Origin of the sequence: Christensenella timonensis, assembly GCF_900087015.1 — a bacterium.
Taxonomy (GTDB): Bacteria; Bacillota; Clostridia; order Christensenellales; family Christensenellaceae; genus Christensenella; species Christensenella timonensis.
This window is the reverse complement of the sequence record NZ_FLKP01000001.1, coordinates 141,772-163,514: the sequence shown is the minus strand read 5'-3', so window position 1 is coordinate 163,514 and position 21,743 is coordinate 141,772. Positions and strand designations below refer to the sequence as shown.

Below are 21,743 nucleotides of genomic sequence, written 5' to 3'. Positions count from 1 at the left end.
TGCCCGTAGGTAACGGGCAACCCTGCCAATGGCAAAAAAATTGGACTAATTCATCATTTCGAGCTTTAGATCCTGCGGGCGTATCCAGCCGATACGCCTTAGGATCGCGGCGACTGCGAGGGTGACCACAGCGGGCAAAATGAAATGCACGAGGGCGATCTCAAAGATGAGCATAGGCGCAGGCGTTGTGGCGCTCATAGCCGCCCACGCGCCGAACTGCCCAACCAGGCCGGACGTACCCATACCGGCGCCCGTAGGCGTATTCGTCATCTGGAACACCATCGTAGAGATGGGGCCGACGACCGCCGAAGCAACGATGGGCGGGATCCATATCTGCGGACGGCGCAGGATATTCGGCACTTGCAGCATGGACGTACCAAGGCCCTGCGCTAAAAAGCCGCCCCAGCCGTTTTCTTTGAAGCTCATGACTGCAAAGCCGATCATGTTGGCACAGCATCCCGCGACTGCCGCGCCGGCGGCGATACCGCTGATTCCCATCATGATACACAGCGCTGCCGAGCTGATGGGCAGCGTCAGTACCATACCGACGATGACGGAAACGATGATACCCATCGGGAGCGGGGCAAGAACCGTTGCGGAGTTTACAAAGTCGCCCAGCCACGTCATGAAGGTATTTAACGGCGGGCCGACAAGCAGCCCGATAAAGCAGCCCGAAAGAATGGTGACGATGGGGGATACGATGATATCCACCGGGGTCTTTCCGGCAACGAGCCGGCCGATCTCCGCGCCCACAAGCGCGGCGACATAAGCGCCGACCGGGCCGCCCATCGCATATCCGAACGCGCCTGTAGCCGCGGACGAGAAAATGACGAGAGGTTTGTTCTTCAGGCCGTACGCAATCGCAACGCCGATGGCCGCCCCCACGACAGGGGATTTCGCACTGAGCACCTCTGTGAACTGGGAAAGTACCGAAAGACCGGGGATGGTCGCGATCTGGGAGATGATGAGGCCGATGATCAGGCTTGCAAAAAGGCCCAGCGCCATCGCGCCCATACCATCGATGAACCAGCGTTTGGCGTACTTCTTGATGGTCATAGCTGCTGTTTGATTTTTTGACATAAAAAAACGTCCTCCTAAAAAGTAAATACTTGGGATGCGCCAAAGGCGCAAAGCTCATATTTGCTACTTTTCAAGCGGTACGTATACCGGACACCCGCGATCGTCACGGGTTTCTTAAAAACGGCGTGGCTTTAACTACACGCAATAACAGATAGCGATTTTCATTATACCGAATAATGGGGGAATTTTCAAGATGTTTATGTTTAGATGTTTTATAGCGGCATGATGATCCGCGTGATGCGGCGTTTGCTTCCGGCGCCTTTGCAAGGAGGCGCGCAGGGGCGGAACGCAAATGGCCATCTAAGCTGCGGCAAGCCGGACCGGATACCGGGCGTTTACTTTTTCGGCGTTTTTTTGGGCATGGGCAGCAGCACGGTAAACGTCGTGCCTTTGCCTTCCTCGCTGGTAACGGAAATACTGCCCCCGCTCGATTCGACGATCTGCTTGACAATGGAAAGGCCGAGGCCGTTCCCGTCCCTGGAATGGGACGTGTCGCCCTGGTAGAATTTCTCGAAAATACGCGGGAGGGCGTCCTTGGCGATCCCTACGCCCGTGTCTGCGATCTCTGCACGTACTTGTTCCTTTTCCCCTTTGAGCCGCACGCTGAGCGTCCCCTGCGGATTGGAAAACTTGATGGCGTTTGCCAGCAGGTTGATCCAGATCTGCTGCAGCATCTCCTCATCCCCTGTGTAGGTAACGCCGTCAAGATCGATATCCAGCTCCAGTTCCTTGGCGCTCCAATCGCGTTCCAAAAGCAATAATGTCCTGCGGATCTGCTCGTCCAGTGAAAATTCCGTATTCTGTGGGGGAATCACCTGTTTTTCCAGCCGGGAGAGCTTCAGCAGGTTTTCAGAGAGCTTGGAAAGCCGCGCGCTTTCGCTGATGATCACGTCGGTGTATTCGTCAAACTCTTCCTGCGTCAGGTCCTTGGTTTTCAAAAGCTGCGCAAAACCCTGTATGGACGCAATGGGCGTCTTGAATTCATGTGATACGTTGCTCACGAAATCTTTACGCAGGTATTCCATGTTTTTCAGTTCCTTGGTCATCAGGTTAAAATTATGCGTCAGCTGGCCGATCTCATCCTGTGCCTCATACTCTACGGAAATATCGAAATTACCCTTGGCGACTTCCTTGGTGGCGCGCGTCAAACGCTTGACCGGCTTAGTGATGTGCGTCACCGCGAGCAGCATCAGGATGGAGCCGATGCCCGCGCACATGACCAGTACCATGAAGGCGATATTGCGGAAATAAAGAATCTCGTTATCCTCGGTATGAGACGTCATCACAAGATATACATCCCGCGTTTTGAGCACGCCTAAGGGCAGTGTTTTTGTTTTATCGGAAATAAAATAGATTTGGCCGGGCGTCAGGGAAGCAAGCTGCTGCCCGCTCATCCCGGAGGGGAGCGTCATGCTGTCTTCATCGTAAATGTGGATATCATAATAAGAATTGCCGGCGATATTGATGATCTCTTCTAAAGGAAGGTCTGTTTCTTCCGCGAGCTTATTGATGCTTTTGGAGGTAGCGGACAGGCGCTCTTCGATGTCCTTTAAAAGCGCGCTTTGCATAAATGCGGAAACGACGACCATGGTGGCCACGCACGCGATCAATAAAATACCAACAAAGACCATCACAAACTTCAGCTGGATGGAAGAAATGTTGCGCATATTGATGGGGGGGATAAATTTGTGCTTCATGCGTTCTTCTCCGCCTTATACCCGAGCCCGCGGATGGTCACGATCTTGAATTCGGGCAGGTCGTCGAATTTTTCGCGCAGGCGCTTGATGTGCACGTCTACCGTCCGCTCGTCCGCCTCTGCCTCCATGCCCCAGATCTCGTCCATCAGCTGCTGGCGCGTAAAAATCTTTTTAGGATAAGAGAGCAGCTTGAAAAGCAGGTAAAATTCCTTTTTGGGCAGCTCGTAGGTTTGCCCATGCGCGGTAACGGTCAGCGAATCATAATCGAGGGACACGTCGCCGAATTCCAGTTTATGCTCGTTGGCAATGTTTGCGCGCCGAAGGAGCGCGGAAACGCGCAGCAGCATTTCTTCCATGTCAAGGGGCTTGACCATGTAATCGTCCGTACCGACGAGGAATCCCTTTTTCTTGTCCTCAAATGTCTCCTTGGCTGTGACCATCAGGATGGGCAGCGTATATTCCGCACGGCGCAGCTCTTCCGTAAGCTGGTAACCGTCCATATTGGGCATCATGATATCGCTGATGATCAGGTCGATGTGCTGGGTGTCGAGTATTTCCATCGCCTGTTCGCCGTCGCCTGCGTGATATACCTCATAGCCCTCGCGCTCTAAGTAAGTCGCCATCAGCCGCCTTAAATTTTTGTCGTCCTCGACGATCAAAATATGAAACATAGTTTTTTCTCCGTTTGCGTTCTTATATCATAATTATACCACTTTTTATGAACCATAAATGAATCCTTTTACAATGGATTCTTACCGTCCGGGTATAAGATTAAAAATCCTCATTAAATGTTTAGGTGTATTTCAGATGTTTAAAAAAGGAACATGCAATGATCGTAAGTTGTTCAAATCGCGATGGACAATCCAAAAAACACAATAGTAATATTAAAGGAGTGAATCAATTATGTTGCATGTGAACAAACCGTTAAAGTTGCATGTGAACAAACCGTTAAAGAAGAATAAAATTGTATCTCCCAATCTCGCAGTATTTGAAGCGGACGAGGCAATGCCGGTCAACGCTCTGAATGAAAAATCGGTTCCGGCGGAAGTCGCTTACCGGCTGATCAAGGACGAACTGATCGATGAAGGCAATGCGCGCCAGAACTTAGCGACATTCTGCCAGACATATATGGAGCCCGAAGCAACTAAGCTGATGAGCGAAACACTTGCGGTAAATGCGATTGACAAATCCGAATATCCGCAGATGACGGAAGTGGAAAACCGCTGCGTCAATATTATTGCAAGCATCTGGCACGGCAAGGAAGGCGAAGCGATGGGAACTTCTACAGTGGGATCGTCCGAAGCTTGTATGCTGGGCGGCATGGCGATGAAGTTCAGGTGGCGTGACCTCGCGGAAAAAGCGGGCATCGACATCAATGCGAAAAAGCCGAACCTCGTTATTTCCTCCGGTTACCAGGTCTGCTGGGAAAAATTCTGTGTGTACTGGGATATCGAAATGCGCCTGGTTCCGTTAGACGAGCAGCATATGAGCATGAACATGGATAAGGTCATGGATTACGTGGACGATTATACGATCGGCGTAGTCGGCATCCTGGGCATCACGTATACAGGTAAATTTGACGATATCAAAAAACTTGACGAACTGATTGAAAAGCACAACAAGACGGCAAAAGTACCGATCGGCATCCACGTCGACGGTGCTTCCGGCGGCATGTTTGCCCCGTTCGTAGACCCCAAGCTTGAATGGGATTTCCGCCTCAAAAACGTACATTCCATCAATACATCCGGCCACAAATACGGCCTCGTATATCCGGGTATCGGCTGGGTACTCTGGAAAAGCAAAGAATACCTGCCGGAAAGGCTTATCTTCTATGTGAACTATTTGGGCGGCGAACAGCCCACGATGGCGATCAACTTCTCGCGTTCGGGAAGCCAGATCATCGGCCAGTATTACATCTTCCTGCGTTACGGGCTGGAAGGACTGAAACTGGTACAGGGACATACAAGGGACGTCGGCCTGCACATCATCGACGCGATCAAGAAATTCGGCATCTTTGAAATTTACAACGATGGCAGCAACATTCCGGTACTGTGCTACAAGCTGAAAGACCCCAAGGCGCACAAATGGACTCTTTACGAACTGGCGGACCGTCTCGCGATGAAGGGCTGGCAGGTTCCGGCTTACACGCTGCCGGCAGACCTTACAGACGTAGTGATCCAGCGTTATGTTGTCCGTGCGGACCTCTCCTACAACATGGCTGATTCCCTGATCGAAGACATGAAAATGGCGATCGATTACCTGGAGAAGAACACGCAGACAGACGCACCCGGAAAAGAGAAGAAGGGCGCGCAGGGCTTTACACACTAACTTAGGACAGCCCATGCGGCTGATCCAAAACATGATATATATTAAGTTACTGTAAGGAAACTGGCCGTATGGCGGCAAGGATAACGCTTTGCCGCCGACGGGCCGGTCTCTTACAGAAAGAGGAGGTAATGACATGAAAACAGTTGCAAATGCAGGCTCCAGCAAAAAGCATTTGACATTGTTCGGATTTTTCGCGATCACGGCTTCCATGGTCATGACGGTCTACGAATATCCGACGTTTGCATCCTCCGGTTTTTCACTGGTATTTTTCCTGATTCTGGCAGGTGTCCTCTGGTTCCTGCCCGTAGCGATGTCGTCCGCCGAAATGGCGACGGTCAAGGGCTGGGACACGGGCGGCGTCTATACCTGGTCGGGAAACATGCTGGGTGAAAAATGGGGTTTTGCAAATATTTTCTTCCAGTGGTTCCAAATTACGGTAGGATTCGTCACGATGATCTATTTCATCCTCGGCGCACTCTCTTATGTACTCCACTGGGATGCACTCAACAGTAATCCGGCGATCAAGTTTATCGGCGTCCTGGTGATTTTCTGGGCACTGACGTTCTCGCAGTTCAAGGGCACGAAGCTTACGGCAAAGATTTCAAAGATCGGTTTTGTTTTTGGTATCATGATCCCTGCGATCGTACTGTTTGCCCTTGCGATTGGCTTCTTCACCACAGGCGGCAAGAGCCTTGTGCCGCTTGACGCAAAGGCGCTGATCCCGGATTTCTCAAAGCTCAACACGCTAGTCGTGTTCGTCTCCTTCATCCTGGCTTATGCCGGTATTGAAGCGTCGGCAACACATGCCAACGAAATGAAAAACGTAAAGAAAGACTATCCGCTGGCGATCATTATCCTGGTCATCCTGGCGATCGTCCTCAATACGATCGGCGGCACATCCATCGCGGCAGTCGTACCGGAAAGCCAGCTGGGCCTTTCCACAGGTGTTATCCAGGGCTTTGAAGGCTTGGTACACCACTTTGGAACCGGTATGGACTGGATCGTAAGCGTCATCGCGATCCTGATCGCGGTAGGCGTTATCGCAGAAGTATCCGCATGGGTGGTTGGCCCGTCCTGGGGGATGCTGGAAGCGGGCAAAAACGGCCTTCTTCCCAAAAAACTCTCCGAAACGAACAAACATGGCGTTCCGACAAAGTTCCTGCTTTTGCAGGGCGTGATCGTAACGATCTGGGCGGCAGTCCTGACATTCGGCGGCGGCGGCAGCAACGTTTCGTTCTTCACGGCGATCTCGCTTACGGTCATCATCTACATCGTGGGCTACATCATTTTCTTCCTGGCTTATATCAAGCTGGCAAGAAAGCACAGCGACCTGCCGAGGGCGTTTGAGATCTCGAAGAAAAAGCCGGTCAAGCTGCTGATGGCTATCGTAGGATTGATCATGTCGGTCTTTGCACTGGTGATCTCCTTTGTGCCACCGTCACAGCTCACGGGCGCGGATGCATCCACGCAGTACCTGACGATCCTTATCATCAGCTTTATCGTAGTGATATTCATACCGTTTATCATTTACCACTTCATGCGTAAGAAAAATCCGCTTCCTCCGGGCATGAAAATGCCTCCGGTGGTGGATACGGATGCGCAGCAAGCGGCCCCGAACCAAGCAGCCACAACAGCCGCACAGGCGACCGGGACGACAAGCAATGCGTCGGCACCGGCGGGTGATGCGAAGGGAACGACCCCCAAAAAATAACATAGAATATTGAAAAGAAAAACAACCGCGGAACCCGCGGTTGTTTTTCGTTGACATATATCATATCGTGATATATAATTATATCATGATGTGATATATCACGCTGCGATAGGAGCAAAGGATATGGAAGTGAAAAATATCAAAAAACGGTATATTCCCATGAGTGAGACGATGTTCTTCATCTTATTTTCCCTGCGCGGAGAGCGGCATGGTTACGGAATCATGCAAGACGTGGAGAAACTTACAAACGGACGGATCGTCTTGGGAGCAGGGACGATCTATCAGAGTATCTCGAAGTTGGTAAGGGATGGGCTGATCGTTGCCACGCAAGAGGTCGACCGGCAGAAAAAGTACACGATCACCGAGAGCGGCCTTGCCATTTTGAAGGAAGAAGCTGCCCGGATCAGGGAAATGGCGAAGATTGCGGAGGTATTATCATGAAAAACAAAAATACAATGGCGCAGTGGTGGCTGCCGTACAAGTATGCAGCGCCTGTCGATTTTGAAAACCATATGGAAAAGATGGCGGCGGAAGGGTGGAATGTCGACCGGATCAAGCAAAGCGATTCTTTTCGCATGGTGTTTAAAAAGACGGAACCAAAGCAATACAGGTATGTGGTGGATTTACATGCGTTGCATCCGAAGGATTATATTAGGACATATGAAGAATTTGGCTGGGAACTTGTTGGTAGGATGGCAAGCCTTTTCGTATGGAGGAAGGAATACACAGGACAAAGGCCGGAAGCATTTACCGATGCGGCAAGCAGGGAAAGGAGAAGCGGAAATATCTTGCTGGTTTTTAAATGCCTGATTGTCTTGATGGTGGCGGCGATTACCGCGATTGCCGTGTGCTATGCCGTTTTCGTGAAACCGCAAAACTTAAGCGACTGGGCAGACGGACTCATTTCCATTGCGATCCTTGCCGCGCTGACGGCGGCGCTTGGAATATTCATGCGAAAGATATACAAAAAGCGCGACCAGTAAGGCCGCGCTTTACAAAATCCGGTCGATGTCCACGCCGTTTTCACGCAGGCGGAACAAAAAATCTTCCATATAATAAACACCGGAGATGAATTGAATCCTTTTTAAGGTGGTATCTATCACGACGACCTTCGGCGTTACAGACACATGGCGGATGTCCTTGTAATAGATCTGCTTTCTGCCGCCCAGAAAAGGCGTATGGACGATGTATTCCTCCAGGACGTCGATCTTCCAGCGCAGCGCCAGCAGCAATGCGGGCAGGCTGCATACCGCGAGCACGGCGAGCAGGATGACGGCAAAAAGGCTGACATCTTGCCAAATGACCATGTTGAGCAGCAAAAAACCGATCGCGGCAAAAAATACGACCGCGATCCAGAGGAAGATCCGCGGGTAACGGAGCGTAAAGGCTTCTTTCCAGTCGATTTGTTTGACGTAGTCGTGTTTTGCCGCATAAACGACGACCTGCACGATGAGGGCGGCCGTTACGCAGAGAAGCACTACCTGAAGGATTTTCATGGCTGTACTTCGGTTCCTTTCTGTTTGCGCGTGAGGCGGGGGATGACCAGGGCAAGTACGAAGGTCGCGATGATAAGCGCCCAACCGCCGACCATCAAATACTGCTGGTCATATCCGCCGTACGGCGATACGATATTGGAGTAAAGGAAGCTTGCCGCCAAAAAGAGGAACACAACGGGACAGGCGTATTTTATGACAAAATTCCACCATTTGCCGATCTTTTTGGAAGCGGTGGAATTGATGAACTGCCGCAAGGGCTCCGCGCCGACCATCCAGCCGACAGCGATGGCCTCGAAGATGCCCATGAACAACAGGTTGCCCTCGTTGACGAAATGGTCGACGATATCCAGCCAGTATAGCCCTGCCTTTGTCGCGAAAAGCAAGGCAAGGATAAAGCAGGCGATGCATGTACCGTAAAGCGCCTTGCGCGGCCTTATACTGAATTTGTCGGAAACAGCCGTCGAAACTGCCTGTACAATGGAAAAAAGGGAATCGATGGCGAGCGCAAACAGCATGAAGAAAAACATCAGCGAGAAAACCACGCCTACCACATGTCCGCCGGGGAAGACCGACAAGGCCTGCGGATAGGTGACGAAAGCGAGCATGACGCCCTGGTAGTTCATATCCGCGATGGGTATGCCGCTCTGGAAGGAAAGGTAGCCAAGCGTGGAGAACACGACAAACCCTGCGAGCAGGCTGATCCCCATATCGGAAAGGCCGATAACGAGGCTGTCTTTGGGGATATCGCTCTTTTTGTCAAGGAAGCTTCCGTACGTTACCATCAGTGCAAAGAGGATACTCATGCTGTAGGCGACCTGCCCGAAGGCGGCGCGCCACACGTCGGCATTGCCGAGCGCAGACCAATCCGGCGTGATATAGTAACGGATCCCTTCGGCAGCCCCCGGCATGTTGACCGCCTGTATGCACATAATCACAAGCAGTATGACGGGAATGATTACGATCCATTTGACGAGCTTTGCCATTTTTTCAACGCCTTTGCGCATACTCAAAATGACAACGACCCAGGTGATGATAAGGCCGATTAACACGGGGATGGAAAATCCGCCGAGGGTTCCCGGGCTGCCCGAAGCGTTGAGCACGGTATTGTTGAAGAAACCGGCTGGATCGCCGCCCCACGCCATAGTAAAGGAAGCAAAAATATAATTGACCACCCACGCGACCAAAACGGAATAATAGGCGGCAACGACAAAGGCGATGATTACGCCCGCCCAGCCGATCCATTCAAATTTCTTATTCATGGCGGCAAATGCGGAAGGCGCGCCCAACCTGTATTTTTTCCCGATGGCAAGCTCCATCATCAGCACCGGGATACCGATCGCCAGGATGGCGATGATGTACGGCAGCAAAAAGGCGCCGCCGCCATTCTGGTATACCTGTCCGGCAAAACGCCATGCGTTGCCGAGGCCGACGGCACTGCCCACCGCGGCAAATATAAAGTTCGAGCGAGACCCCCAAGTTTCCCGTTTCATAAAAATGCTCCCTACAATTCTTCGATGATTACATAACAATATCATTTATTATACCATAGTTCGTGGATGAAGAAAGCAGGAAAAGTGATATAATATTGGCTATGGAAGAATTGCTTAAACATTGTGTCCTCTGCCCGCGAAAGTGCGGGGCAGACAGGATAAGCGGGGAAAAAGGAATATGTGGGGCAGGCGCAGCCCTCAAGGTTGCACGCGCGGCGCTCCATAACTGGGAAGAACCGTGTATCTCCGGGAGGAACGGCTCGGGGACGGTGTTTTTTTCGTACTGTCCGTTGCACTGTGTCTATTGCCAGAACGCGCAGATCGGCAGCGGACGGGCCGGCGCGGAAATCACGGAAGCGCGGCTGGCGGAGATATTCTTAGAACTGGAGGCGCAGGGCGCGCACAATATCAACCTGGTTACGCCCACGCATTATACGCCGCACATTGCCTGCGCACTGCGCCGGGCAAAGGAGGCGGGACTTACGATCCCCGTCGTGCACAACGGGAGCGGGTATGAAAGCGTGCAAACGCTGAGGCTGTTTGACGGATTGGCCGATATCTACCTGGCGGATTTTAAATATATGGACGAAAAACCCGCGGGACAATATTCTGATGCGCCGGATTATGCGGCGGTGGCAAAGGAGGCGCTGGGGGAGATGGTGCGCCAGGCAGGGGAGCCGGCCTTTGATACGGAGGGGATGATGCAGCGCGGCGTGATCGTCAGGCACTTGCTGCTGCCCGGACATATAGGCGATGCCAAGAAGGTTGTGCGGTATCTTTACGATACATATGGCAACCGGATATATTTGAGCCTGATGAGCCAGTACACGCCGCTGCAAGGGGAACGGCTGCCTGCAAGGCTGCGGCGGAAAGTGAGCCAAAGCGAATACGGGGAGCTGGTTGATTTTGCAGTGGGACTGGGCGTGGAAAACGGATTTTTGCAGGAAGGTTCAGCTGCAAGCGAGAGTTTCATCCCGCCGTTCGATTTGACGGGAGTATCCAGGGAATAAAGAAAAAAACCGCTGCCTAAGCGGTTTTTTAAACTGTACTATCATAATTAGAACAGCTGTTTTTGAAGGCTTAACTAAGCCCGACGGACTGTACATGCTCTAAAAATTGTTTGGCAACACGGGGGGAACGGCCGCCGCGTTCGAGCGCATAGATTTCCGCTTGCCGGAAGAGCTCCTCCTGGTTGGCGCCGACATCGTAAAAAGCCGCGAGGTGCTCCACGATGGAAAGGTATTGTGCGCGGCTTGGGCGCCAGAAGGTGATCGTCAGGCCGAAGCGGTCGGATAAGGAGGTCAGCTGCTGCACGGTGTCGTTGACGTGCACGTCGTCGCCCTCGCGGTCGGAAAAGCTTTCCCGCACGAGATGGCGGCGGTTGCTCGTCGCATATACGGCGAGGTTTTTGGCGCGCGCGGAAACAGAACCTTCGAGGATTGCCTTTAAAGCGCCGAAATCATCGTCGTCCCTGGTAAAGGACAGGTCGTCGATAAAAAGAATAAACTTAAGCGGATTTTTGCCCAGGCTGTCCATGAGCGCCGGGATGTCGCGCAGTTGGTTTTTCTTGATCTCGATCAGACGCAGGCCGCGGGGCGCGAATTCGCTCGCGACCGCCTTGACCGTGGAAGATTTGCCCGTACCGCTGTCGCCGTACAAAAGCACATTGGCGGCTGGTTTGCCGTCCAAAAGCGCGCGCGTATTATCTACCACGCACTTGCGTTCGTATTCATAACCGCTTAGCTGGGAGAGGCTTGTTTCGTCCGGATGTAATACGGGAACGAGCTTACGGTTTTCCACCGTAAAGATATGGTGCCGCGCAAAAATACCGTAGCCGTTTGTGGGGATATGATCCAGATAATCTTGGTAGGCGGCGGTAAAATCGTGGGGCGTGTTGGCCCAGTCCGCTAAAAAACCGCCATACGCGATGTGCTTTTTGACATCGCTGCTTGAAACCATGCTGAACCGCTCTAACATGGCAAGCTCATTTTTCAGGCACTGCTGCATGGCGCTGCCGATTTTTTCTTTGCGGACATATTTTAACAAATAGAAGTTTTCATCGCCCAATACGGCGCTTAAGACAGCGTCGCCGAGGTCGGGCGTATGCCTGTACAGGCTTTCGGCAAACGCGGCATACCCAGAAACGCTGCGGGCGGTATCCCCGCCTGAAACGGCGTCCGCCAGCTGGAGAAACGAGCGGATCACGCCGGTTTTGAGCAGGCCGCGGAAAATGGTCAGGGAACGTAATTGTAAAGCCGTGTTTTCAAGATCAATCATGCTTCGCCTCATATCTTTTGATTTTATCTTTTCATTATACCATCATGCGAAGTTCTTCACACAGGATTTTTGTATAAAAACGGAAGGCCGAGGGAAGCGCGCAGTCCTTTTCGATTTGCGGAAGGCTGCGCCACAAAAAATCTTCCGGTTGCTGTGCGCTTTGCACCAGGTAACCGGTCATATGCCATTCCACGTGCGTGAAAATATGTTTGGAAGCGCCGAGGGGGATGGCGGAACGTGCATCGATACTGTGGGCAGCCAGCCAGGCAAGCGCACTGGGCTCATCGAGCGCACCGTCCACGTTCGGCAGTTCAAACAGCCCTGCCAGAAGCCCGTGCGGCGGACGCCTCGAAAGCGCGGCTTTGCCGTCGCTTAACAGGATAAAAACCGTTTTCTGTTCGATCCGGCGTTTTTTCTTTCCGTCCTTGACGGGCAGGGTGTGGGCAATACCGCGCGCATAGCCCTCGCACAGCTTTTGCAAGGGGCAAACTTCACATTTGGGCATGCCGTTTGGCAGGCATACGGTTGCGCCCAGCTCCATCAGCGCCTGGTTGAAATCCCCCGCATGCGCAGGCGGGATCAGGCGGGACAGGACATCGCCGACCGCTTTTTTGACTTTGGCGCCGCTGACGTTTTCAGGGCTGGCGGCGAGGCGCGAAAGTACGCGCAGGACATTGCCGTCCACCGCGGGAACGGGGATACCGAAGGCGATGGAAGCAACGGCGCCGGCGGTATAAGGGCCAATGCCCGGAAGCGTTTTTAAGAGTTCAAACGAAGCGGGCAGGCTGCCGCCAAAGTCCTGCATGACCACCTGCGCAGCCTTTTTTAAATTGCGCGCACGGCTGTAATAGCCAAGGCCTTCCCACAGCTTCATCAGCTGCTCGTCCGACACTACAGACAGCGAGGCAATATCCGGGAGCGCATTCAGAAAGCGTTCAAAATAGGGTTTTACCGCTTCCACGCGCGTTTGCTGCAGCATGATCTCGGAGATCCATACGCGATAGGGCGTCGGTTTGTCGCGCCAGGGCAGGATGCGCGCATTTTCCTGATACCAATGGAGGAGCGGTGCGGAAAAATCCGCAACTGGGGGAAAAATCGTTTCCAAGCTTTCTCCTTAGCGGCTGAGCGCGATCGCCTGTGCGGTATGCTCGTCTGTTACGAGGATGTTGAACAGCCGCGCGCGTGCGCCGCCGATGATGGAGTCCACCTTGTGTTCCCCGCCCGCCGCGCCAATGACGACCGGGGTACGCTGCAGGTTGTCCGTGGAAATGGAAAGGATATTGTTTTCGATACTAAGCGGGCAAAGTTCGCCTTTTTTATTGTAGAAGCGGGCGCATACGTTGCCCACGATCCCTTTGTCGTGGATCTCTTCCGCAAGCGCCTGCAGGGGCTTTTCGATCTCCAGCGTCGTGGAATGGGCCGGATCGCTGTCTATGCCGACAATGGCGATATCAAGCGACTGCTGCTTTTCATAAGTAGCGGTCAGCGTATCGGTGAAGGTCTGGGCAACGACCTCGTTGGGGGCGACCAAAGGCGAGTACATCATGGAAACGGACGCGCTCGAATAATTGGAAGCCATGATCTCGCACAGGGAATTGGCGAACATGGAATAATCCCCCGCGCTGGTGCTTCCCAGCCCGCCGAGCAGCGAAACGATGTGCAGGTCGACGATACTGGGGTGCGGCTTGATGTAGCGTGCCATGATCTCCAGCGTACGGCCCCAGCCCAGCCCGACGCTCATCCCCGAACGCAGCAGGTTGGTCAGGTATTGCTCCGCCGCTGCGCCGACGCTTAAATTGACGGCTTCTTTGGTCGTGCCGCTCGCGCTCACGATCTTTACATCCTTTAGGTCAAGTTTTTTGCGCAGGGTCTGTTCCAGCTCGATATAGTGGCTGCCCATGCGGGTATCGTGTACTTCGATGGTCACGATGCCTTCCTTTTTGGCGTCGTTTAACAGCTTGATGAGCGTGGGACGCGAGATGTTGAAAAGCTCGGCGATCTCGGCCTGGGTCTTGTTTTCCTTATAATATAGGTAAGATGCCTTCAATTTGACATAATAACGTTCTTCAGACGAAAGCGACATAATGCTGATCCCCTTTTTTATGCATTTACAACTGTAAATCAATTTTATGTTTGTCAATAATATCATAAGCTTTTTGCGCTGTCTTGTCAACAAGGGAGAGGTATGCGGAAAAAGAAATTGAAACACATTTGTGAGGATGTAAAAACGCACGGCGAAAGGGATTGACAGATGAAAAAAAAGATGTTAGCGTAAATGTATACACAATTAAGTAAAATAGCTTTACAAATGTAAAATCATAATACAAAAGCATAGCAAACGGTCAAAGGAGCAGGAAAGAATGAAGTATTTTTTGGGTATTGATGCGGGGACGAGCGGCATCAAAGCAATGATCATTGATGAAACGGGAAAAATCAGCGGGATCGGCTACCACGAGTGCGACGTCGTGACGCCTAACCCCGGCTGGGCAGAGCAGGATCCGCTCGTATGGTGGGACGCCTGCAGCCGCGCGGTGCAACAGGCAGTGAATAAAAGCGGCCACGGGAAAGAAGTGGCAAGCATCGGTTTTTCCGGGCAGATGCAGGGCAGCACACTGATGGACAGGAACATGGATCCGATCGGCAACTGCATGATCTGGCTCGACCAGCGTGCGGAAGAGGAAGTACACGACATTGAAAAGCTGATTTCCGAGCAGGAAATGCTGGATACGACGGCCAACTTCTGCCTCAACAGTTTCTGGGCGCCCAAGCTTTTGTGGGTCAGGAAAAACAATCCGGCCGCTTATGAGAAAATCCACACGGTGCTCTTTACCAAGGATTACCTGCGTTACCGGATGACGGGCGAGGTCGCAACGGAAGTGAGCGACGCTTCCCTGTCGTTTTTGATGGACGTCCCCAACCGCAGGTGGGCGGACAATATTTTTGAAAAGCTGTCGATCTCCAAGGATATCGTACCGCAGAGATTGGTAGAATCGCAGGAGGTCGTGGGGCAGCTCCTGCCCGATATCGCCGAAGAATGGGGCCTTTGCGCAGGAATCCCGGTTGTTGCAGGCGGCGGAGACCAGCCGGCAGGCGGCGTGGGCACGGGCATCGTGAAATCCGGCGTGATCGGCGCGACGATCGGTACGTCCGGCGTGGTGTTCGGTTGTACGGACGAGCCGCTGATCGATACGAAAAAACGCGCGCTGATGACGATGGCGCATTCCGTACCCGGCAAATGGTGCTTTTTGGGTCTCGTGCTGACGGCCGGCGGATCGTTCAAATGGGTGCGCGATACGCTGTTTGCCGATAAAAAAGCGGAAATGGCGGCACAGGGCAAGGATATTTATGACTATATGACGGAGATGGCGGCGCAGTCCTCGCCGGGCAGCGAAGGGCTTACATTCCTGCCGTATTTCAACGGGGAAAAAACGCCGATCTCCGACCCGAACGCGCGTGCGACGTTCTTTGGGCTTTCATACCGCCACGGTCTCGGCGACATGTGCAGGAGCGTGATGGAGGGCGTGACATTCGCCCTGCGCGATACGATCGAAATTTGCCGTGAATTCGGCATTGAGGTAAATGAAGTACGGGCGAACGGCGGCGGCGCCAAGAGCCAGCTGTGGCGGCAGATCCAGGCGGACATCTATAATGCGAACGTGCTCACGATGAACATGGAAGAGGGCCCTGCTGCGGGCGGCGCGATCATGGCGGCTGTCGGTTCCGGACATTTCGGCAGCATCGAAGAGGCGTGCGGCGAGCTGGTCAAGGTGTCGAGCGTCACCGAGCCGATCCCGGAAAATGTGAAGCGGTATAACGACTATTACGGATCGTACCGTGAGCTTTACCCGGCACTTCGCGATATGTACGCGAAGCAAGCGGGCATCGTCGAAAAATACCTGTAAGTGGAACTATCAAAAAGCGCAGCCGCGATGCAGCTGCGCTTTTTTTGATACTTTTTAATGGTTGGCCATTTTTTGCTCCGCATCCTCGATGGACTGGTAACCGTAAGCAAGGCAGGTGTTTTGAAGGATGATCTCGTTTAAATTCCGTTCCTCGCGGAGCAGGGCATTTACATATGCCATATAATAGTTGAGCGTCTTTTCGGAATAGGTCGCAAGCTCGCCTTTCAGGTAGGTTTCAAAGGACGTCCCGTAAAGGCTGTCCTCGCTTTGGTGGATCGGCCTGCCATTTCCGGAGACACGCGGATAACGCGCGGATAATTCTTCCAGCCAGGCGACCTGGATGGCGGCGATCTTGTCGATCAGGGCCTTTTTCTCCGCCGGGACAGGGGGCAGTTGGTCTTTGATGGCATCATATTCCGCGGGGGAGGTATGTTCCATCATGTAGCCGTATTTTTCGGCAAGCAGGTTCCGGCCCGCTTCACCGGCGGCTTTCAGGTCGTCAAAATAGCTGTGCAGCATATCGTCGTTCCATGCGCGCAGCTGGCTGCCGCGCTGGATGGTGAACGTTTTTAAATCGTCCTGGCAGGAAGCGCGCCCGCCGATATTATTGACCGAATCGAACATGTTCCATTCCATATCTAAAATCTGTTGTACAATAATCATAATCTCTCCTTATTCCGCCAGTATATGGAGCTGGCGGATTGTTTCGTCCTGGATGCGCCGCATGACCTGCGGGCAATGATCCTGCAGGAAATCGCTGCCCCCATCCGTGAGCCCTTGCCGCTTTAGTTCCGCGATGACCAGGGCGCAGATGCGCTCAATGATCCCTTCGCGCAGCGCATAGGCGTCCTCTTCACACCTGTCTGTGCACAGGTCGGAAAAGAGGGGATAGGTTTCCCTGAGGATGGGAAGGTCCCTTAAGCCGCGGTGCGCCCATTTGTAAAAGGGCATATACCTCTTGTTGAGCAGGTAAACCATGGAAAAGGCGGCCTTCATAAATTCGCCCAGCGCACACTGCGCCGCCACATATTCCCGCCGCTTTACGCTGCGTGCGTAATTATATTGCCCGGCTTGTGCCATGATGGCCGCGCGTGCGACGATCTTTTTGAGGCGGATGTCCTCCGGGTAAAACGCGAGAAGCTTTTCGCGGATAGCGCTGAATTCGCCGGGTGCATCCATAAAAACTTCACCGTTCGTTACGACGGCAAGATAGTTTTCGGGGATACGCCTCCATTCAAGGAGTGTAGAGGGTGCGGCCTTCAGGCCGGTATATTTCCAATAAAAATGCGACGTAGGCATCACGCCCACACGGCCGCCGCCGAATTCGCTCACCTCGCGTTTGGGAAAACCGAGAAAATCGCCCGGCAAGGCGGCGTAAGCCTGCGAAAGCGCGGGGCCGACCTTTTCAAAATCCGCGTCCGTGAGCCACAGGCAAAAGGACGGGCCCCAGTCATGGTCGCGGGAGATCTCGTCGTCAAAGCCAAAGCACTCGGAACCTTCGCCCGCAAGGCCGGCGGCGATCCGCTGCTCATACGCGGGAAAGGATTCCCGGATCATGGGCAGGCCGCAATCTGTAAAATATTTTCTGGCAAGAGAAAGTCCGTTCATACGCCGCATGAATTCCTTCCGGCTTCCAGTTCCCGTAAAACCGCTACAGCCTGCTTGCTGATCTCGTGGTCTTTGCCGTAGACGGCGCTGTAGATATCCACCGCCTGTTTCATATATTGTTCCGCCTGCGCGTTGTCGCCCAGCTTTTCATATACGCGCCGCAGGTTATCGCAGGCGATCCCGTATTCGATATTGCGCCCAAAGAAGCGCTCCACTTCCTGCAACACCTTCAGGTACGCGTCTTTGGCTTCCCCGTATTTGCCGTCGCGGTATAAAAACGCCGCATGCAGGTTGAGGGCAGCCGCATAGTGCGGGCTTTCCTCCGGCAGGCTCTCGTAAAGGGCAATCGAACGCGCAAGCGCTTCCTTGGCTTTTGCGTCGTCTCCCAGCCGGTTGTAAAGGGCGGCTAAGTTGTTGTACGTCGTCGCTACGTCGCCCTGTGTATCGGGCAGGTTTTCGAGCACGCCGAGCGCCTGCAGCAGGCAGGAAACAGCCTGTTCATACTCCTTCATATCCTGGTGGAGCAGCGCCACGTTGTTGAGGGCGCTTGCGAACAGGTAGTTGTCTGTGCCCACCGTCGCGCGGTAAGTATCCATTGCTTCTGTGAATGTCCTCAAGGATTTGTCGTATTCACCCATCAGGCGGTAAGTCCCCGCAAGGTTGTTTAAGTTGGTCGCATATTCAAGGCTGTCCTTGCCGATGAATTCCATGATGATTTCGTTGGCCGCCCTGAACGCCTCCACCGAAGCGGTGTATTTGCTGGTGCCGCGGTAAAAACCGCCCAGCTCGCTCAACACGGCGAGATAGTTTGCGTTAAAGCCGCCGCAGCAGGGACGGTAGCTGCGGGCGCTGGTCTGTAAAAAGCGCTCCACCTTTTCCATATCCCCGGTGGCATATTGTTCGTCAAGCTCCTGAAAGAATTTTTCGGTTGCATTTTCCATAAAAAGCACACTCCTTTGATCGTCGCAAAAAAATTTACATGTGTAAAATGATGTGAAAATAGTAAGGTTCTTTGACTATATTATACCGCCAACGGAGGGAAATGACAACCGGAAGGAAACGGTCAAATGTGCAGGTAAAGCCATTTTTGAAACGGCGGTAACTGCCGCCCCTTACTGAAACAAAAATAATGTGTTTTCACGTTTCGATAAAAAAACGAAGCGAAATAGCGCCCTGGTTCATAGGAACGTACTTTTGTTGATTTCTAAAAATAAAAAATGAGGAGGATCGTTTTTTTAAAAAGTAAAAAAGCGGAAAGCGTTTTCAAAGGCTGTTTTTTTACACATGTAAAATTAGTTTGGAATTCAAATTAAAATCGGAAATCCGCTTGACAAGCGGGTTTTTTGGTACTATGCTGTGGATAAACAGAGAAACGTAAATTTCAATTTTTTGATTCCTGATGATGAAAAATAAATATTTTAAAATCTCGTTTGATACGATTTGAATGACAGGCCGGATGAGCGGAGGGGATTTTATCTTGAAAGAGCAAGAGAGATACGCCATCAAACTGGAAGCGACCCGCCTATATTATTTGGAAGATATACCGCAAAAGGAAATTGCAGAGCGGTTAAATATATCGCGCCCTACATTGACAAAGTTTTTAAAGGAGGCGAAGCAGGAAGGGATCGTAAAAATTGAAGTTTGTGATATCCAAAAGCTGAATGAGTTTATGGAGATCGAAAATGAATTGAAGCAGAAGCTGGGGCTGCGCGAGGTCAAGATCGTGGATGCGGTATCGGACAACAGTGAAGAGATCATGAACGGTATCGCGCAATATGCAACGCAATACATCCAGCAGTTTATCAAAAGCAATATGCGGATCGGCGTTGGCTGGGGCAAGACGCTTGAGGTCATCGCGAAAAATATGGTATCCGCAAAGAACATCAGGAACGTTACGTTTATGCCGATCCTGGGAGGGCCGGGAAAGGCGGATCATTGCTCGATGTTCGCGAATATCCTTTGCGAGCATATCGCTTCCAATTACAGCGGGAGCATGGTGGACTATGTGTACGCGCCCCTGTTCGCGGGGAACGCGGCCATGAAGGAAGCGTATGTAAACCTGCCGAATATCAAATCCACGCTCGAAAAATTTGATGAGCTGGATATGGCTATCACGGCGATCGACGGCGACCTGGAACATTCCATGACGCTGAAGGTGGAAAATGCGAGCGGGGAGACCCGGCGGCAGCTTGCCGAATCGAACGTGGTGGGCAGCATGTGCGCAAGGTTTTACGACATCGAGGGCAACGAGCGCATCACGGAGATGACGGAGCGCATCGTGGCGATCAGTTTAGAGCAGATCAGGAAAACGCCGCTCGTGATCGCGACGGGAGGGGGCAGCCATAAGGTGGGTTCGATCATCGGCGGGGCCCGCACGCATATTTTCAATATTTTAGTCACAGATATCTATACGGCAGAAAAAATACTGAACTTTTTAAACAAGGAAAATTAAAAGCAAACTAACAGCTGTTCCGGATTAACAAAAGCAAAGAAATAAACGGCATTGGATTTGAAATTTGTAAAAAAACTGATTTCACCTCTAGTTTGTGTATGCAAAAAACAGGAAAGGATGGGGGATATGGCAATTTATTTGATGGGAGTCGACATCGGTACGACCGGGACGAAGGCAATGATTTTTGACCTGGAAGCCCGGGTCATGGGGACAGGCTATCGGGAGTGTATCGCAGCGACGCCAGAGCCCGACTGGTTTGAATTTGACGCAGAACAGCTGATCGAGCGAACGTTCGAGGCGTGCAGGGAGGCGGTGGATATGTCCGGCCTCGACCCGCGGGAGATCAAGGCGGTCAGCTTTTCCACGCAGCGTTCGACCGTCGGCTTCATTGGCGAAGACGGAAAGATGATGCGCAATGTGATGTATAGCTGGCAGGACAACAGGGCGACGGAGGAAGTGGAGTTCCAGAAGCAATGCCTGGACGAAAAGGAAACGACGCGCCTTTCTGGGATGCCCGTCACGCCCACCTACTGCATCAGCAATATCCTCTGGTTCAAAAAGCATTATCCGGAGGAATACGAAAAGGCCAAAGTGGTCTCGATGGTCTCGGAGTTCCTGGCGAAGCGCTTTGGCGCGGACGATTATTACTGCGACTGGGGGAACGCCTCGTGCAGCGGCATATTCGATATGCAAAAGCGCGTATGGAGCGAAAAACTGATAACCGCCTACGGGCTTGATGCAAAGAAATTCCCCAAGGTCGTGAAAAGCGGCACGGTGCTGGGACGGGTCAGTGGGGAAGCGGCGGCTTTGACGGGCCTTTCCACAGATACGTTGCTCATCGCAGGATCGGGCGACCAGAGCTGCGGCGCGCTGGGGGCGGGCATCGTTTCCGAGGGGCTGGCAGAAATGACGATCGGCACGGCCGGGCACCTGATTTCCTATATCAGGCAGCCGCTTGCGAGCGAACACGTACTGAAGATGATGACGGTCAACGCCGCGGTGCCGGGCAATTATGAATTGAACGGGATCCAGCTGTCCGCAGCATCGGTCTACCGCTGGCTGCGCGACGTGGTGGCGACGCAGGAACGCGATACGGCAAAAGGGCTGGGCATGGATCCATACGTATTGATGGACGAGCTCGTCAGGCAGTCGCCCCCGGGCGCAAACGGGTTGATCCTTCTGCCCTATTTTGCTTCGGCGGGGTGTCCGCACTGGGACGTGGAGGCAAAGGGCGTGCTGGCGGGGTTGACGTTCATGCATACAAAGGGAGACATGGCACGCGCTTTTATGGAGGGGTGCATGTATGAAATGCGCGAGATCATGGAAACGATGCGTGAAGCGGGCGTAGCTTTCCAGGAGCTACGCATCACCGGCGGGGCCACGAAATCGGCGCTTTGGCGGCAGATCATGGCGGACATCCTCGGCCTTCCCTTAAGGCGGCTGAAGATAAGCGATGCGACCGTGCTGGGTGCGGCGATCCTGGCAGGATATGGCGCGGGGGTATTCGCTTCGCCCGAAGAGGGCGCGGCACAGATGGTGAAGTGCGACGAGCCGATCCTGCCGGATCAGGCAAACGTTGCGAAATATAACCGCTGCTACGGGATTTTCCAAAAATTGTACGCGGCAATGAAAAAGGAACACATTTTTGCGCTGATGAACGGCGCAAGGGAATAAAAAAGCCAAAAATAAAAAACGGAGGAAA

General features: G+C 52.8%; 19 protein-coding genes. 8 read left to right on the top strand and 11 right to left on the bottom strand.

Going from position 1 to position 21,743, the window contains the following annotated elements; translation table 11 throughout:
- Window positions 1-45 precede the first annotated feature (45 nt).
- The 3 genes from BN6471_RS00785 to BN6471_RS00775 form a co-directional block, all read right to left on the bottom strand.
- Window positions 46-1,080: a PTS sugar transporter subunit IIC gene (locus BN6471_RS00785; RefSeq protein ID WP_066644565.1), complete on the bottom strand. Its 1,035-nt coding sequence runs from the start codon at window positions 1,078-1,080 to the stop codon at window positions 46-48.
- A 335-nt stretch (window positions 1,081-1,415) separates the two neighbouring features.
- Window positions 1,416-2,777 (bottom strand): sensor histidine kinase, encoded by a 1,362-nt coding sequence (locus BN6471_RS00780; RefSeq protein WP_147553957.1) that lies wholly within the window; start codon window positions 2,775-2,777, stop codon window positions 1,416-1,418.
- Window positions 2,774-3,448 carry a response regulator transcription factor gene (locus BN6471_RS00775; protein WP_066644563.1) on the bottom strand — a complete coding sequence of 225 codons (675 nt, stop codon included), beginning with the start codon at window positions 3,446-3,448 and terminating at the stop codon, window positions 2,774-2,776. The genes BN6471_RS00780 and BN6471_RS00775 overlap by 4 nt, the downstream gene beginning before the upstream one ends.
- A 334-nt stretch (window positions 3,449-3,782) precedes the next feature.
- Between BN6471_RS00775 and BN6471_RS00770 the strand changes: the two genes are divergently transcribed.
- The 4 genes from BN6471_RS00770 to BN6471_RS00755 all read left to right on the top strand — a co-directional run bounded on the left by BN6471_RS00770 (window position 3,783) and on the right by BN6471_RS00755 (window position 7,799).
- Complete coding sequence (locus BN6471_RS00770; protein ID WP_407919468.1) at window positions 3,783-5,105, top strand: glutamate decarboxylase; 1,323 nt, start codon at window positions 3,783-3,785, stop codon at window positions 5,103-5,105.
- A 133-nt stretch (window positions 5,106-5,238) separates the two neighbouring features.
- Window positions 5,239-6,816, top strand: coding sequence for an amino acid permease (locus BN6471_RS00765; RefSeq protein WP_082903237.1), 1,578 nt, complete (start codon window positions 5,239-5,241; stop codon window positions 6,814-6,816).
- Between the two features lie 123 nt (window positions 6,817-6,939).
- Complete coding sequence (locus tag BN6471_RS00760) at window positions 6,940-7,257, top strand: PadR family transcriptional regulator (RefSeq protein ID WP_066644561.1); 318 nt, start codon at window positions 6,940-6,942, stop codon at window positions 7,255-7,257.
- Entirely contained in the window at window positions 7,254-7,799 is a 546-nt protein-coding gene (locus BN6471_RS00755; RefSeq protein ID WP_082903236.1) for a DUF2812 domain-containing protein, read from the top strand. Before BN6471_RS00760 ends, BN6471_RS00755 begins: the two co-directional genes overlap by 4 nt.
- A gap of 9 nt (window positions 7,800-7,808) precedes the next feature.
- Here BN6471_RS00755 and BN6471_RS00750 read toward each other — a convergent pair whose 3' ends face one another.
- Entirely contained in the window at window positions 7,809-8,312 is a 504-nt protein-coding gene (locus BN6471_RS00750; RefSeq protein ID WP_066644559.1) for a hypothetical protein, read from the bottom strand.
- Window positions 8,309-9,802 (bottom strand): sodium-dependent transporter, encoded by a 1,494-nt coding sequence (locus BN6471_RS00745; RefSeq protein WP_066644557.1) that lies wholly within the window; start codon window positions 9,800-9,802, stop codon window positions 8,309-8,311. The genes BN6471_RS00750 and BN6471_RS00745 overlap by 4 nt, the downstream gene beginning before the upstream one ends.
- Before the next feature lie 101 nt (window positions 9,803-9,903).
- Here BN6471_RS00745 and BN6471_RS00740 point away from each other — a divergent pair, with 101 nt between their 5' ends.
- The gene (locus BN6471_RS00740; RefSeq protein WP_066644555.1) at window positions 9,904-10,812 is read left to right on the top strand and encodes a radical SAM protein; all 909 of its coding nucleotides are present in this window, start codon (window positions 9,904-9,906) and stop codon (window positions 10,810-10,812) included.
- 70 nt (window positions 10,813-10,882) lie between these two features.
- On the opposite strand, the gene BN6471_RS00735 is transcribed toward BN6471_RS00740, so the two are convergent.
- Genes BN6471_RS00735 through BN6471_RS00725 form a run of 3 tightly spaced genes read right to left on the bottom strand, consistent with a single transcriptional unit; the run spans window position 10,883 to window position 14,162 of the window.
- Window positions 10,883-12,079, bottom strand: coding sequence for an ATP-binding protein (locus BN6471_RS00735; protein WP_066644553.1), 1,197 nt, complete (start codon window positions 12,077-12,079; stop codon window positions 10,883-10,885).
- 34 nt (window positions 12,080-12,113) lie between these two features.
- Window positions 12,114-13,184 carry an A/G-specific adenine glycosylase gene (gene mutY, locus BN6471_RS00730; protein ID WP_242861816.1) on the bottom strand — a complete coding sequence of 357 codons (1,071 nt, stop codon included), beginning with the start codon at window positions 13,182-13,184 and terminating at the stop codon, window positions 12,114-12,116.
- A 9-nt stretch (window positions 13,185-13,193) separates the two neighbouring features.
- On the bottom strand, window positions 13,194-14,162 hold the full coding sequence (locus tag BN6471_RS00725) for a sugar-binding transcriptional regulator (protein WP_066644551.1): 969 nt from the start codon (window positions 14,160-14,162) through the stop codon (window positions 13,194-13,196).
- Between the two features lie 277 nt (window positions 14,163-14,439).
- Here BN6471_RS00725 and xylB point away from each other — a divergent pair, with 277 nt between their 5' ends.
- Window positions 14,440-15,981: a xylulokinase gene (xylB, locus tag BN6471_RS00720; protein ID WP_066644549.1), complete on the top strand. Its 1,542-nt coding sequence runs from the start codon at window positions 14,440-14,442 to the stop codon at window positions 15,979-15,981.
- 54 nt (window positions 15,982-16,035) lie between these two features.
- On the opposite strand, the gene BN6471_RS00715 is transcribed toward xylB, so the two are convergent.
- The 3 genes from BN6471_RS00715 to BN6471_RS00705 are packed head-to-tail and all read right to left on the bottom strand — an operon-like array spanning window position 16,036 to window position 18,530.
- On the bottom strand, window positions 16,036-16,644 hold the full coding sequence (locus tag BN6471_RS00715; protein ID WP_066644547.1) for a DUF4125 family protein: 609 nt from the start codon (window positions 16,642-16,644) through the stop codon (window positions 16,036-16,038).
- A gap of 9 nt (window positions 16,645-16,653) precedes the next feature.
- A complete protein-coding gene (locus BN6471_RS00710) occupies window positions 16,654-17,589 on the bottom strand; it encodes a DUF4037 domain-containing protein (RefSeq protein WP_187118767.1) in 936 nt (311 codons plus the stop codon).
- Window positions 17,586-18,530 (bottom strand): tetratricopeptide repeat protein, encoded by a 945-nt coding sequence (locus BN6471_RS00705; RefSeq protein ID WP_066644542.1) that lies wholly within the window; start codon window positions 18,528-18,530, stop codon window positions 17,586-17,588. Before BN6471_RS00705 ends, BN6471_RS00710 begins: the two co-directional genes overlap by 4 nt.
- A gap of 536 nt (window positions 18,531-19,066) precedes the next feature.
- On the opposite strand from BN6471_RS00705, the gene BN6471_RS00700 reads away from it, so the two are divergent.
- Together BN6471_RS00700 and BN6471_RS00695 are read left to right on the top strand one after the other, a co-directional pair.
- On the top strand, window positions 19,067-20,041 hold the full coding sequence (locus BN6471_RS00700; RefSeq protein ID WP_066644540.1) for a sugar-binding transcriptional regulator: 975 nt from the start codon (window positions 19,067-19,069) through the stop codon (window positions 20,039-20,041).
- Window positions 20,042-20,167: 126 nt separating this feature from the next.
- Complete coding sequence (locus tag BN6471_RS00695; protein ID WP_066644863.1) at window positions 20,168-21,715, top strand: FGGY-family carbohydrate kinase; 1,548 nt, start codon at window positions 20,168-20,170, stop codon at window positions 21,713-21,715.
- The last annotated feature ends 28 nt before the right edge of the window (window positions 21,716-21,743 follow it).